This window comes from Streptomyces sp. 840.1 (genome assembly GCF_003751445.1).
Taxonomy (GTDB): Bacteria; Actinomycetota; Actinomycetes; order Streptomycetales; family Streptomycetaceae; genus Streptomyces.
In genome coordinates this window covers 2,820,725-2,833,901 of the sequence record NZ_RJUU01000001.1, presented here as the reverse complement: position 1 = coordinate 2,833,901, position 13,177 = coordinate 2,820,725, and the positions used below count along the sequence as shown (strand labels likewise).

Below are 13,177 nucleotides of genomic sequence, written 5' to 3'. Positions count from 1 at the left end.
CCGCTGCCGGGAAAAACCGGGAAAAGCCAGGGGTCCGGCCCGCCTGAGCGGACCGGACCCCTGGACTGTGCCGCGTCCGCTCAGGTCGTCGTACGACGCCTGCGCGCACCGGGACGACGCTCGCTCGGCCGGGTCACCGGGTCACCGGCCTCCTTCGCCGCGTCCCTGCGCTGCGCGCCGAAGGCGGCCAGCGCCTCCGCGAGCTTGTGCACGGACGGCTCCGGGGACAGGACGTCCACGCGCAGCCCGTGCTCCTCGGCGGTCTTCGCCGTGGCCGGGCCGATGCACGCGATGACGGTCACGTTGTGCGGCTTGCCGGCGATGCCGACGAGGTTGCGCACCGTCGAGGACGAGGTGAAGAGCACCGCGTCGAAACCGCCGCCCTTGATGGCCTCACGGGTGTCGGCGGGCGGCGGCGAGGCGCGGACCGTGCGGTACGCGGTGACGTCGTCGACCTCCCAGCCGAGCTCGATGAGACCGGCCACCAGCGTCTCGGTGGCGATGTCGGCGCGCGGCAGGAACACCCGGTCGATCGGGTCGAAGACCGGGTCGTAGGGCGGCCAGTCCTCCAGCAGCCCGGCGGCGGACTGCTCGCCCGAGGGCACCAGGTCCGGCTTCACACCGAAGTCGACGAGCGCGGCGGCGGTCTGCTCGCCGACGGCCGCGACCTTGATCCCGGCGAAGGCACGGGCGTCGAGCCCGTACTCCTCGAACTTCTCCCGGACCGCCTTCACCGCGTTGACACTGGTGAACGCGATCCACTCGTAGCGGCCGGTCACCAGGCCCTTGACCGCGCGCTCCATCTGCTGGGGCGTACGCGGCGGCTCGACTGCGATCGTCGGGACCTCGTGCGGCACCGCGCCGTACGAACGCAACTGGTCGGAGAGCGACGCCGCCTGCTCCTTCGTACGCGGCACGAGCACCTTCCAGCCGAACATCGGCTTGGACTCGAACCACGCGAGCTGGTCGCGCTGGGCGGCGGAGCTGCGCTCCCCGACCACGGCTATGACGGGCCGGTGCCCCTCCGGCGAGGGAAGGACCTTGGCCTGCTTGAACAACTGGGCGATGGTGCCCAGCGTCGCCGTCCAGGTGCGCTGCCTGGTCGTCGTACCGCCGACCGTCACCGTCAGCGGGGTGTCGGGCTTGCGGCCCGCCGAGACCAGCTCACCGGCGGCCGCGGCCACCGCGTCGAGCGTCGTCGAGATGACACACGTGGCATCGCTCGCGCCGACCTCGCCCCAGCAACGGTCCGAAGCGGTACGGGCGTCGACGAACCGGACGTCCGTGCCCTGCGCGTCACGCAGCGGCACCCCGGCGTACGCGGGCACCCCCACGACGTTGGCGACACCCGGTACGACCTCGAAGGGAATCCCGGCGGCCGCGCAGGCCAGCATCTCGCCGCCCGCGTTACCGTCCAGGCCGGGGTCACCGGCGACGGCACGGACGACCCGCCTGCCGCCCTTCGCGGCCTCCATGACAAGATTGGCCGCATCCCTGAGAACGGGAACACCGGCGGCTGTTGACTGCACGTCAACAACCGTCAGCTCAGGCGTGCTTACGCCTGCCCGCGCATGACAGCGGACGACGCCGAGAACGTCCGGTTCGGCGACAAGAACGTCCGCGCTCGCCAGCGCCTCGACGGCGCGCAGAGTCAGCAGTCCCGGGTCGCCGGGACCGGCGCCGAGGAAGGTGACGTGCCCTGCGGACAGGACAGGAAAATCGGATGCGGCGGGGCCGTTGGGGCTCAAAGTGCTCGCTCCCCCATAAGACCGGCCGCACCCTTGGCAAGCATCTCGGCCGCGAGTTCGCGACCGAGGGCCGCCGCGTCGTCGTGCGACGTGGGGACGGGACCGGTGGTGGACAGCTGTACCAGCGAGGAACCGTCGGTGGACCCGACGACCCCGCGCAGGCGCAGTTCGTTGACAGCCTGACCGTCGGCCAGGAGGTCGGCCAGCGCACCCACAGGTGCGGAGCAGCCGGCCTCCAGGGCGGCGAGCAGGGCACGCTCGGCGGTCACGGCGGCCCGGGTGTACGGGTCGTCGAGCTCCGCGAGCGCGGCGGCGAGGTCAGTGCTGGCGGCAGCACATTCGATCGCCAGTGCTCCCTGGCCGGGAGCGGGCAGAACGGTGTCGACCGACAGGAAATCGGTCACCTCACCGCTCCGGCCGAGACGGCTGAGTCCGGCCGCGGCGAGTACCACCGCGTCCAGTTCACCGCTTCGCACAAAACCGATACGCGTATCGACGTTGCCGCGGATCGGCACGGTCTCGATACCGAGGCCGTGACTGCGGGCGTACGCGTTGAGCTGCGCCATGCGGCGCGGCGATCCGGTGCCGATCCGGGAGCCGGGCGGCAACTGCCCGAAGGTCAGCCCGTCCCGCGCCACCAGCACGTCACGCGGGTCCTCGCGCACCGGCACCGCGGCCAGCACCAGGCCCTCGGGCTGCGCCGTCGGCAGGTCCTTCAGCGAGTGGACGGCGAAGTCCACGTCACCGCGGAGCAGCGCCTCGCGCAGCGCGGCGACGAACACGCCGGTCCCGCCGATCTGCGAGAGCTGCTCCTTGGAGGTGTCCCCGTACGTGGTGATCTCGACGAGCTCGACGGCCCGCCCGGTCACCTCGCTGACAGCCTCCGCGACCTGGCCGGACTGGGCCATGGCCAGCTTGCTGCGCCGGGTCCCCAGCCGCAGCGGCTCGGTGGCCCCCGCGCCCAGGGGTGAGTAGTCGGTCATGACCGCCCTCGATTCGGGTCGTTCAGGTCTGCCCGGGAGACGGCGGCGACCGTCAGCGGGTCGAGGTCGAAGAGTTCCCGCAGTGCGTCGGCGTACCCGGCGCCGCCGGGCTCGCTGGCGAGCTGCTTGACCCGCACGGTGGGCGCGTGCAGGAGCTTGTCGACGACGCGGCGCACGGTCTGCGAGATCTCGGCGCGCTGCTTTTCGTCCAGGTCGGGGAGGCGGCCGTCCAGCCGGGCGATCTCGCCCGCGACCACTCCGGCGGCCATCGTGCGCAGGGCGACGACGGTGGGAGTGATGTGGGCGGCGCGCTGGGCGGCACCGAAGGCGGCGACCTCGTCCGCGACGATGGTGCGCACCTGGTCCACATCGGCGGCCATCGGGGCGTCCGCGGACGCCTCGGCGAGCGACTCGATGTCGACGAGGCGCACACCGTCGAGGACTGCGGCGTCCCCGTCGATGTCGCGGGGCATCGCCAGGTCCAGCAGCGCGAGCCGGACCGGCCCGGTGGACTGGGCGGGCACGGTCACCCGGCGGACGGCCTGCGCCTGCGCGGTGACGGAGCCGTTCTCCACCCACGCGGCGTGCAGGTCGAGCTCGACGGGCGGCGCCGCGACGGGCGCGGCGGGCGCGTCCCGGGGGGCGAAGTCCAGCCCGAGCGCACCGGCGACGTCCTGGGCGCTCAGCACCAGACCGGTCGCACCGGTGCAGGAGACGACGACATCGGCACGTGTCAGTTCGTCGGAGACCTCGGCCATCTCCACGGCGTGCGCGGCCACCGAGCCGCCACCGGTCTGGCCGAGGATCTCCACCAGCCGGTCGGCGCGGGCCCGGGTGCGGTTGGCGACGACGATCTCCGCCACACCGGTACGGGCCAGGGTCGCGGCGGCCAGCGAGGACATCGAGCCCGCGCCGATCACCAGGGCGCGCTTGCCCTTCGCCCAGACGCCGGGGTCGCGCCCCTCGGCGAGCTGCTCCAGACCGAAGGTGACGAGCGACTGCCCGGCCCGGTCGATCCCGGTCTCGCTGTGGGCGCGCTTGCCGACCCGCAGGGCCTGCTGGAAGAGGTCGTTCAGCAGCCGGCCCGCGGTGTGCAGTTCCTGCCCCAGCGCCAGCGCGTCCTTGATCTGGCCGAGGATCTGGCCCTCGCCCACGACCATCGAGTCCAGCCCGCAGGCCACCGAGAAGAGGTGGTGGACGGCCCGGTCCTCGTAGTGCACATAGAGATACGGAGTGAGCTCGTCCAGACCGACGCCGCTGTGCAGGGCGAGCAGGGTGGACAGCTCGGCGACGCCCGCGTGGAACTTGTCCACGTCGGCGTACAGCTCGATGCGGTTGCAGGTGGCCAGCACGGCGGCCTCGACCGCGGGCTCCGCGGCGAGGGTGTCGTGCAACAGCTTGACCTGGGCGTCGGCGGTCAGCGAGGCCCGCTCCAGCACGGAGACGGGTGCACTGCGGTGGCTCAGCCCTACGACGAGGAGACTCATGCCGGCATCACGGCGGGCATGTCCCCGTCGGGTCCCTTCCGGCTGGTGGTCGCGGCGCGCACCGGCGGCGCGGCCGGGTCGGGGCCGTCGTCCGCGGCGGCGTCCTCACCGGCCTTGCGCTGCTCGTGGAAGGCGAGGATCTGCAGCTCGATGGAGAGGTCGACCTTGCGCACGTCGACGCCGTCGGGCACCGAGAGCACGGTCGGGGCGAAGTTCAGGATGGAGGTGACACCTGCGGCCACGAGGCGGTCGCAGACCTGCTGCGCCGCGCCGGGCGGGGTGGTGATCACACCGATCGACACGCCGTTCTCGCTGATGATCCGGTCCAGGTCGTCGGCGTGCTGGACGGGGATGCCGGCGACGGGCGTTCCCGCCATCGCCGGATCGGCGTCGATCAGCGCGGCGACCCGGAAACCGCGGGAGGCGAAACCGCCGTAGTTGGCGAGCGCGGCGCCGAGGTTACCGATGCCGACGATGGCGACCGGCCAGTCCTGGGTGAGGCCGAGTTCGCGGGAGATCTGGTAGACGAGATACTCGACGTCGTAGCCGACGCCGCGCGTCCCGTACGAACCCAGATAGCTGAAGTCCTTGCGCAGCTTGGCGGAGTTGACCCCCGCCGCCGCGGCGAGCTCCTCGGAGGAGACCGTGGGGACCGAGCGCTCGGAGAGCGCGGTCAGCGCACGGAGATACAGCGGAAGTCGGGCGACGGTGGCCTCGGGAATTCCTCGGCTACGGGTCGCCGGTCGGTGGTTTCGGCCAGTTGCCACGGTGCTCCTGCGGGATGAGCGGGGCTGCAGGCGGCCGCATGTCCCATGGCCGCCCCGTCGAATGCAGGCTATGTCTTTGTGAACGCGTGCACAAAGATAGTGTCCGATTTGTCCGGTCAAAGTGACCGGGGTCACGCACATCCGTCGCGCGATCCAGGAACCACAGATCGCATCAGCCCGTTGCAGGCCCGAAGGGGGCAAGGTGGTACACACTCCTCACGACTACACCCCCGGGACCACTCAAAACGCCCACGATGGTAACCGGGTTTCACTCAGGAAAGCAGCGCACTGCGCAGTCTCGCCGGGTCCACCCGCCAGAACGTGTGCTGTTCGTTATCAATGAGCACCACGGGGATCTGCTCCCAGTACTCCCGGTACAGCTCATCGTCCAGGGTGATGTCCTTCTCCTCCCAGGACGCGCCGGTCTCCTCACAGACCTTCCGCACCACCAGCCTGGCATCGTCACAGAGGTGGCACCCGGGTTTTCCGACAAGGGTCACCACCCGGTCGGCGGGCTTCTTCTTGGTACGGCGCAGCAAGGGGCTCATGCCCCTCATTCTGCTCCGCGCGCGAAGCCGCCCGGCCCTGCTCCGCCGGTGCCCGGAATCACCCGTTTAACGGTTCGGCCCCAAAGAGTTCACGCCGCCGCATCCCGGCAGGTCGGGAAGGGCCGAACCGACTGGCTATGCTCACGACATGGCCGCTCTTGGATGGCTCACACCCCGTAGGCGCTCCGCGACAGCACGGAGCGTGCTGGCAGGCGAGGCAGCGGCGGAGGCCGCGCGGAAGTCGTCGCTCGACGCCGAGCGCCCCGCCGACACCGAAGCCGGCGCCACGCCCGGCGCGCAGGCCGAGGAGCCCGAGTTCCCCGTCGTCGGAGACGACCGGGCAGCCGCCTTCTTCGATCTCGACAACACCGTGATGCAGGGCGCCGCGATCTTCCACTTCGGCCGTGGCCTGTACAAGCGGAAGTTCTTCGAGCGCCGCGAACTGACCCGGTTCGCCTGGCAGCAGGCCTGGTTCAGGCTGGCCGGCGTCGAGGACCCCGAGCACATGCAGGACGCGCGCGACAGCGCCCTGTCCATCGTGAAGGGCCACCGCGTCTCCGAGCTGATGTCCATCGGCGAGGAGATCTACGACGAGTACATGGCCGACCGCATCTGGCCCGGCACCCGCGCGCTGGCCCAGGCCCACCTCGACGCCGGCCAGAAGGTCTGGCTGGTCACCGCGGCGCCGGTGGAGACCGCCACGATCATCGCCCGCCGCCTGGGCCTGACCGGCGCGCTCGGCACCGTCGCGGAATCCGTGGACGGCGTCTACACCGGACGCCTGGTGGGCGAACCGCTGCACGGCCCCGCGAAGGCCGAGGCGGTACGCGCCCTGGCCGCGGCGGAGGGCCTGGACCTGGCGCGGTGCGCCGCCTACAGCGACTCGCACAACGACATCCCGATGCTGTCCCTGGTCGGGCACCCGTACGCGATCAACCCCGACACCAAGCTCCGCAAGTACGCGCGGGCCCGCGACTGGCGGCTGCGCGACTACCGGACGGGCCGCAAGGCGGCCAAGGTCGGCATCCCCGCCGCGGCCGGAGTGGGCGCCCTCGCGGGCGGCACCGCCGCCGCCGTCGCCCTGCACCGCCGCCGCCGCTGACCCCGGCCGCCACCGCCCGCCGGAGCGCCCCGCCGCCCGGGATCACCCGTGTCGGCCGGTGCGCTCCGGCGCGACCACAACCTGTCGCGGCTCCTGGCAGATCTCGAAATAATTCGATCAATAACCGGTCACGATGTGCTACTTGATGTGTCGAATAGTCGCTACTGAAGCGACGTAACCGGTGATTTGAGCAACTGGGTGTAGCACTGCCTGTACGAAGCGTTATTCTCCTCAGACGCATTCCGGAACCCGCTACTCACTACGACGAGTGACGGTTTCGCACTGCACGTGATGGAAGCTCTGCCTCTGGGAGTCCCGTGTACCCACACGTCGGGGTTGACGCCTCGGGCCTGGCTACGCTGCGCGCAACGGTCGGCGACCGCTTGCGCGGCTTCGTCCCCACCGCGTACGCCGTACCCGCATTTGCCACCCCTGCACCTGCCGGCCCTTGCTACGCCATGGCCGAACGCGGTGCGGCGGTCGGAAGACGCAGCAACCGCGGCGCAACGACCACGTCCACCGTTCGTCGGCCCACAGCTGACAGCGACAGCGCGCGCATGATGGATCTCGTCGAGCGCGCACAGGCCGGTGAGGCTGACGCCTTCGGCCGTCTCTACGACCAGTACAGCGACACCGTGTACCGCTACATCTACTACCGCGTGGGCGGCAAGGCGACAGCGGAGGACCTCACCAGTGAGACCTTCCTGCGCGCCCTGCGGCGTATCTCCACGTTCACCTGGCAGGGCCGAGACTTCGGCGCCTGGCTGGTCACAATCGCTCGAAACCTGGTGGCCGACCACTTCAAATCCAGTCGGTTCCGGCTGGAAGTGACCACCGGCGAAATGCTCGACGCCAACGAGGTCGAGCGCAGCCCCGAGGACTCCGTCCTGGAGTCCCTCTCCAATGCCGCACTGCTGCAAGCCGTGCGCCGACTCAACCCCCAGCAGCAGGAGTGCGTGACCCTGCGCTTCCTGCAAGGGCTCTCGGTCGCCGAGACCGCCCGGGTGATGGGCAAGAACGAGGGCGCGATCAAGACCCTGCAGTACCGCGCCGTCCGGACTCTCGCCCGGCTCCTTCCGGACGATGCCCGCTGATCCCACCCGAGCCGAATCACTCTCGGCGATACGTTCATCACGCACTGGTCCGATCATCCTTCGTGCGTAACCCAAGTGCCGCGCCACTCGTTGTGCCGGTTGCAGGCCCCCTGTCGTCACCCCCTGTCCGCGGACACTCACTCAATCGTGTGGATGCGCTCAAGGTGTGCAACCTTCCGGACCCTCAGGGGAGTCGACCGTCATGACGAGAGGAGGTGCCGCCAGTGATCGCAAACGTCTCGGCACACCGGCGGGCGAACGCCTTCGCCCAGGCCCTGGAGGAGCAGTCGCTCCGCGGTGCGGCGGCCGTACAGCCCGAGGAACCGGCCGAACCGGCCGACCGCGGACCGCTGTTGGCCTTGGCGAACGGCCTCGGTGAGCTACCGAAGCCGGCGTTGGATCCCGAGGTCAAAGTGGTGCAGCGAGCCCAGCTCGTCGCCGCCATGGAGGCCATGTTCGCCGCGGGCGGCACGCCCGCGGCCCCTACAGTGCCCGAACAACGGAACAAGGGGGCCCACCGGGCCTCCCCACTCCGCAAACTGCGCCCCAGATCGCGCTGGACGAAGGGCCTCGCGGCCGGCGGACTCACCGTCGGTGTGGCCGCGGGAGCCTTCGGCGGAGTGGCCGCGGCCAGCTCCGACGCCCTCCCGGGCGATTCGCTCTACGGGCTGAAGCGCGGCATGGAGGACATCCACCTCAACCTGGCCAGCAGCGACACCAGTCGCGGCGAGGTCTACCTGGACCAGGCATCGACCCGGCTCAGCGAGGCCCGCAGGCTGATGGAGCGGGGCCGCTCCGGCGATCTGGACCACGAACAGCTCGGTGAGGTCAGGCGCACGCTCAACGGCATGACGCACGACGCCACCGAGGGCCACCGGCTGCTCCACGCCGCCTACCAGCGGGACGGCGCCATCGGCCCGATCCAGACCCTGGACTCCTTCTCCCGGTCGCACCGCGAGAGCTGGACCAGCCTCCGCGACCGGCTGCCCGTCCAGCTCACCGAGCTGGGTGACCAGGTGAGCTCGGTCTTCGCGGCCATAGACGAGGAAGTCGCGCCGCTGCAGTCGCTGTTCCCCCGCGCCCCGGAGAAGAGCGGCGGATCCCAGCGGTCCGGCTCCACCGACCCGGGCACCGGCAAGGGCACGGGCACGGGCACGGCACCCTCCTCGCACAAGCCGTCGCCGTCGTCCTCCTCGGCCGCCGGTTCGCACGAGGGCGACAAGGGCCGCAGCACCTCGCCCCGCCCCTCGGACTCGGGCAGCACCCCGGTGGACGGACTGATCGGAGGCGGCACGGACGATCTCTTCGACCCGCCGTCACCGGACGCCACGGAACCGTCGAAGGACACCCCGAGCGCGCCGCCCACGCCGGACATCACGCTGCCCCCACTGATCCCCGGCCTGATCGGAGGCCTGGGGATCGACAGCAAGAACGAATCCTGACCCACCCGCCGGACGGGCACACACGCACAGCCCGTCCGGCAAAACCCGGCTGCCCCGGCAGAAATCAACGCGCCCCCGCACAATCCACTCGGTCCGCCACCACCAACTCGGCCCGGCAGATCAAGCCCGTCCGGCGATTGAGGACAGAGCGGCTCCCCCGGCGCACCCGGGCGCCCCACGCACACTCAGAAGAACACCGACCGCCGCTGCACCAGCAACTTGTACAGCGTGTGCTGGATCTGCTCCCGCACCTGATCCGTCAGGTTGAACATCAGCATCGGATCCTCCGCCGCCTCCAGCGGATACCCGTCCGTGGGAATCGGCTCACCGAACTGGATCGTCCACTTCGTCGGCAACGGCACCGCCCCCAGCGGCCCCAGCCACGGAAACGTCGGCGTGATCGGGAAGTACGGCGTACCCAGCAGCCGCGCGAGCGTCCGGGAGTTGCCGATCATGGGGTAGATCTCCTCCGCCCCCACGATCGAGCACGGCACGATCGGCACCCCGGCGCGCAGCGCCGTCGACACGAAGCCGCCACGCCCGAAGCGCTGGAGCTTGTACCGCTCGCCGAACGGCTTGCCGATGCCCTTGAAGCCCTCCGGCATCACCCCGACGACCTCGCCCTGCCGCAGCAGCCGCTCCGCGTCCTCCGCGCAGGCGAGGGTGTGCCCGGCCTTGCGGGCCAGCTCGTTGACGACCGGCAGCATGAAGACCAGGTCCGCCGCGAGCAGCCGCAGATGCCGCCCCGCCGGATGGTTGTCGTGCACCGCGACCTGGAGCATCAGCCCGTCCAGCGGCAGTGTCCCGGAGTGGTTGGACACGATGAGCGCCCCGCCCTCCGACGGGATGTTCTCGATGCCCTTCACCTCGACCCGGAAGTACTTCTCGTACAGGGGCCGCAGCGCCGACATCAGCACCTGGTCGGTGAGTTCCTCGTCGTAGCCGAACTCGTCGACGTCGTAGTCGCCCGTGACCCGCCGGCGCAGGAACGCCAGTCCGCCCGCGATCCGCCGTTCCCAGCCGCCCCGGCCCGCGCCCTCGGCCGCCACCGAGGCCTCATCGGCCTCAGCCGGCTCCCCCTGCCCCTCCGGCCGCTCCGACGGCGGCCCGGCGCCCGGCTGCCCCGGCAGGGCGCTCACGGACCCGTTGCCGCGTCCGGGGCCACGCCGCCGCGCGGCACGCGGCGAACCCCCCGGCCGCGAACGGTCGTCGTCGAACGGAATGACCTTGGCGTCCGCCATCGTCGGTGCGCTCCTCTACCTGCCGCTCGGGGTCGGGTGTGTGTCGTCGCCGGCCCCGGTGATCCCCGGGGCCCCGCCGGTCCCCCCGGCGAACGGCATCGCTGCCAGTCTGCCGATGGCCCGGCCCACCGTCTCGGGCGGCAGCAGACCCGGTCCCCGGCTGCGGGCGAACTCCGCGAACGTCTCCACCGTGGTGAACCGGGGCCAAAAGCCCAGGGTCTCGCGCATCTGGACGGTGGAGACCACCCTGCCATGGGTGAGCAGCCGGATCTGCTCCGGCGAGAAGTCCGTCATCCCGACGGTACGCAGCGCCTGGCCGACCCAGGTGACCGCGGGCAGCAGCACCGGCATCGTCGGCCGCCCCAGCCGCCGCGAGCACTGCGAGAGCAGCAGCACCCCGTCCCCGGCGATGTTGAAGGTGCCGCTGTTCAGCGTGGAGCGCCGAGGCTCGCTCGCGGCGATGACCAGTACGTCGATGACATCGTCCTCGTGGACGAACTGGAGCCTCGGGTCGTACCCGAACACCGTCGGCAGCACCGGCAGCGACAGATAGTCCGCGAGCGGCGAATCCGCCTCGGGCCCCAGGATGTTCGCGAACCTGAGCACGCACACCGCCACGTCCGGCCTGCGGCGCGCGAAGCCCCGTACGTACCCCTCGACCTCCACCGCGTCCTTCGCGAAGCCCCCGCTCGGCAAGGACTTGGGCGGGGTGGTCTCGTGGAAGACCGCCGGATCGCGCGGCGCGGAACCATAGACGCCCGTACTGGACTTGACCACCAGCCGCTGGACGGCCGGGGCCTTCTGGCACGCACCGAGCAACTGCATGGTGCCGATGACGTTGGTCTCCTTGACCGCGCTGCGGCCCTGGGCACCGGGGCCCATCGCGCTGACGTCCAGGTGGACGACCGTGTCGACCGAGTGCTCGGCGAGGACCCTGGCGATGGCGGACTGGCGGATGTCCGCCCTCACGAAGACGGCGTCCCCCAGCTGATGGCCGGGCACGACCGCGTCGACCGCGATCACCCGGTCCACGTCCGGATCACGCTGGATGCGCCGCACGAAACGGCCGCCCAGCTGCCGGGCCGCTCCCGTGACGAGCACGACCTTCCCCAAGATCAGCGCCTTCCGTCGGTCTCCCGTGAAGTGAGTCGGAGGAGTCCTCGAAGAGGTTCTCCCCCGGTGGTCACCGTAGCGGGTGGACGTTGCCCTGTGATGCCCGCGCGGCGGCCTTCTCCCGCGTCTTGGCCCGAATGTGTGCCGGAACCCGGGTGAATGCGCGGCCCCGCCCGCACAGCACCGCAGCCCTCCCGCCTTGTCGGCGGAAGGGCTGCGGATTTCACGAACTGCGTTCGCTTACTTCTTGTTGCGACGCTGAACGCGCGTGCGCTTGAGCAGCTTGCGGTGCTTCTTCTTGGCCATCCGCTTGCGCCGCTTCTTAATGACAGAGCCCACGACTACCCTCGCTCACTTCTTCTTCACTGGTGCGGGGCGTCTGGGCCCACACGACCTACGTCGGCCTAGCCTACCCGCCACCGGGTGAGGGACGTAATCCGAGGGGAATGTCAGGCCGACCCCACCCCCACGAAGGACTCCCGGAGATACTCGTGAACCGCTTGCTCCGGCACCCGGAAGGACCTGCCCACCCGGATCGCCGGCAGATGACCGCTGTGCACCAGGCGGTACACGGTCATCTTCGACACTCGCATGACCGAGGCGACTTCCGCCACGGTCAGAAACTTGACCTCGTTGAGAGGCCTCTCGCTGTCAGCAGCCATGATCCACCTGTACCTTCCGCACGCGACGCGCACCGGCTTCCCCTCCGGTGACTCTTCGTCGATGTGCGCTCACTCCCCAGATTAGGGGCGGGTGATGCGAGTGGGGAAGAGGAGAGACGATCGGCCGCCTACTGTGACAGACACGCCCGATTGAGTACATAGCGCGTGAGCGGCAGGTAGTAGGCGGACCGCACGGCGTCGTCCACCGGCACGGCGACCGACACCCTTCCCTCTGCCTCACCGACGAACAGCGCCGGATCGTCCGTATCGGCCAGCCCGATCGCCTCGATGCCCAGCTGACCTGCCCCGCAGACCCAGCCGTGGTCCCCCACGACGAGTTCCGGCAGCGGTCCCCGGCCCTCCGCGACAGCCTCCAGAACCACCCTCACGGGCAGCGGTGAGTGGGAGTGTGCGCCGGTACCACCACCGGGCACCCGCACGCCGGGTTCGCGCACCAGCGCGACTCCCCGTACGTAGTCGAGGTTGTACGTGCGTACGCCGAACCGGGTCGTTATGTCGATACATCGCCCCTGCGCGGGAGTGAGTACGGTGCACCCGACCGACGACAAAGCGTCTGCCAGTGCGGCGTAGAAACCGAGCAGCCGGTGCGGATGTCCGGTGCCGAACAGCACCGGTGCCCGCCGCCGGGCCGCCTCCGACAGCCGGGCCGCGAAGGCGTCCAGCCCGGCCAGCGTCCGCTCCGGGTCGATCACATCGGGACCCGATACGTGCGCGGGGTCGGCCGAGACCCCGCACTTGTCGGCCATGAGACGGAGCAGGTCCAGCTCCCCCCAGCCCTGTCCCGGGTCGAGCCCGAGCGTCACCCGGGGGTCCCTGGCCGCGAACAGCCGATAGCTCCGCAGACTCACCTCCCGGGGGGTGGCCACGGGCCCGGCCAGCCGGGCCGCCAGCAGATGCGCGCGCAGCGCTCCGGTGCTCAACACCCTGCCGATGCTCCCGTACCCGCACCGCCCGGGGGCCAAAAGCCGG

At 70.7% G+C, this 13,177-nt stretch carries 13 protein-coding genes; 3 read left to right on the top strand and 10 right to left on the bottom strand.

Annotation, left to right across the window (positions count from 1 at the left end; genetic code table 11):
* Nucleotides 1-80: 80 nt before the first annotated feature.
* From EDD93_RS12990 to EDD93_RS12970, 5 genes are all read right to left on the bottom strand, one after another.
* Complete coding sequence (locus EDD93_RS12990) at nucleotides 81-1,748, bottom strand: uroporphyrinogen-III synthase (RefSeq protein ID WP_123525298.1); 1,668 nt, start codon at nucleotides 1,746-1,748, stop codon at nucleotides 81-83.
* Nucleotides 1,745-2,731, bottom strand: a complete 987-nt coding sequence (gene hemC, locus EDD93_RS12985; protein WP_123525297.1) for a hydroxymethylbilane synthase — start codon at nucleotides 2,729-2,731, stop codon at nucleotides 1,745-1,747. The genes EDD93_RS12990 and hemC overlap by 4 nt, the downstream gene beginning before the upstream one ends.
* Nucleotides 2,728-4,218: a glutamyl-tRNA reductase gene (locus EDD93_RS12980; RefSeq protein WP_123525296.1), complete on the bottom strand. Its 1,491-nt coding sequence runs from the start codon at nucleotides 4,216-4,218 to the stop codon at nucleotides 2,728-2,730. Before EDD93_RS12980 ends, hemC begins: the two co-directional genes overlap by 4 nt.
* On the bottom strand, nucleotides 4,215-4,985 hold the full coding sequence (locus EDD93_RS12975) for a redox-sensing transcriptional repressor Rex (protein ID WP_123525295.1): 771 nt from the start codon (nucleotides 4,983-4,985) through the stop codon (nucleotides 4,215-4,217). The genes EDD93_RS12980 and EDD93_RS12975 overlap by 4 nt, the downstream gene beginning before the upstream one ends.
* Before the next feature lie 272 nt (nucleotides 4,986-5,257).
* The gene (locus EDD93_RS12970) at nucleotides 5,258-5,533 is read right to left on the bottom strand and encodes a glutaredoxin family protein (protein WP_123525294.1); all 276 of its coding nucleotides are present in this window, start codon (nucleotides 5,531-5,533) and stop codon (nucleotides 5,258-5,260) included.
* 148 nt (nucleotides 5,534-5,681) lie between these two features.
* On the opposite strand from EDD93_RS12970, the gene EDD93_RS12965 reads away from it, so the two are divergent.
* The 3 genes from EDD93_RS12965 to EDD93_RS12955 all read left to right on the top strand — a co-directional run bounded on the left by EDD93_RS12965 (nucleotide 5,682) and on the right by EDD93_RS12955 (nucleotide 9,171).
* Nucleotides 5,682-6,635: an HAD family phosphatase gene (locus EDD93_RS12965; RefSeq protein ID WP_123525293.1), complete on the top strand. Its 954-nt coding sequence runs from the start codon at nucleotides 5,682-5,684 to the stop codon at nucleotides 6,633-6,635.
* A gap of 317 nt (nucleotides 6,636-6,952) precedes the next feature.
* Nucleotides 6,953-7,729, top strand: a complete 777-nt coding sequence (locus EDD93_RS12960; protein ID WP_123525292.1) for an ECF subfamily RNA polymerase sigma factor, BldN family — start codon at nucleotides 6,953-6,955, stop codon at nucleotides 7,727-7,729.
* Nucleotides 7,730-7,953: 224 nt separating this feature from the next.
* Entirely contained in the window at nucleotides 7,954-9,171 is a 1,218-nt protein-coding gene (locus tag EDD93_RS12955) for a DUF5667 domain-containing protein (RefSeq protein ID WP_123525291.1), read from the top strand.
* A gap of 185 nt (nucleotides 9,172-9,356) precedes the next feature.
* On the opposite strand, the gene EDD93_RS12950 is transcribed toward EDD93_RS12955, so the two are convergent.
* The 5 genes from EDD93_RS12950 to EDD93_RS12930 form a co-directional block, all read right to left on the bottom strand.
* Entirely contained in the window at nucleotides 9,357-10,412 is a 1,056-nt protein-coding gene (locus EDD93_RS12950; RefSeq protein ID WP_123525290.1) for a lysophospholipid acyltransferase family protein, read from the bottom strand.
* 15 nt (nucleotides 10,413-10,427) lie between these two features.
* Nucleotides 10,428-11,525, bottom strand: coding sequence for an NAD-dependent epimerase/dehydratase family protein (locus tag EDD93_RS12945; protein ID WP_123525289.1), 1,098 nt, complete (start codon nucleotides 11,523-11,525; stop codon nucleotides 10,428-10,430).
* 240 nt (nucleotides 11,526-11,765) lie between these two features.
* Entirely contained in the window at nucleotides 11,766-11,864 is a 99-nt protein-coding gene (locus EDD93_RS12940) for a 30S ribosomal protein bS22 (protein WP_003948845.1), read from the bottom strand.
* A gap of 110 nt (nucleotides 11,865-11,974) precedes the next feature.
* Nucleotides 11,975-12,187 carry a helix-turn-helix domain-containing protein gene (locus EDD93_RS12935; protein ID WP_158072253.1) on the bottom strand — a complete coding sequence of 71 codons (213 nt, stop codon included), beginning with the start codon at nucleotides 12,185-12,187 and terminating at the stop codon, nucleotides 11,975-11,977.
* Between the two features lie 128 nt (nucleotides 12,188-12,315).
* Entirely contained in the window at nucleotides 12,316-13,131 is an 816-nt protein-coding gene (locus EDD93_RS12930; protein WP_123525288.1) for a phosphatase, read from the bottom strand.
* Between the last annotated feature and the right edge of the window lie 46 nt (nucleotides 13,132-13,177).

Coding starts and splice junctions, on each gene's coding strand:
- EDD93_RS12950 (WP_123525290.1), bottom strand. CDS start 10,412: ATGGCGGACGCCAAGGTCATTCCGTTCGACGACGACCGTTCGCGGCCG.
- EDD93_RS12980 (WP_123525296.1), bottom strand. CDS start 4,218: ATGAGTCTCCTCGTCGTAGGGCTGAGCCACCGCAGTGCACCCGTCTCC.
- hemC (WP_123525297.1), bottom strand. CDS start 2,731: ATGACCGACTACTCACCCCTGGGCGCGGGGGCCACCGAGCCGCTGCGG.
- EDD93_RS12935 (WP_158072253.1), bottom strand. CDS start 12,187: ATGGCTGCTGACAGCGAGAGGCCTCTCAACGAGGTCAAGTTTCTGACC.
- EDD93_RS12965 (WP_123525293.1), top strand. CDS start 5,682: ATGGCCGCTCTTGGATGGCTCACACCCCGTAGGCGCTCCGCGACAGCA.
- EDD93_RS12970 (WP_123525294.1), bottom strand. CDS start 5,533: ATGAGCCCCTTGCTGCGCCGTACCAAGAAGAAGCCCGCCGACCGGGTG.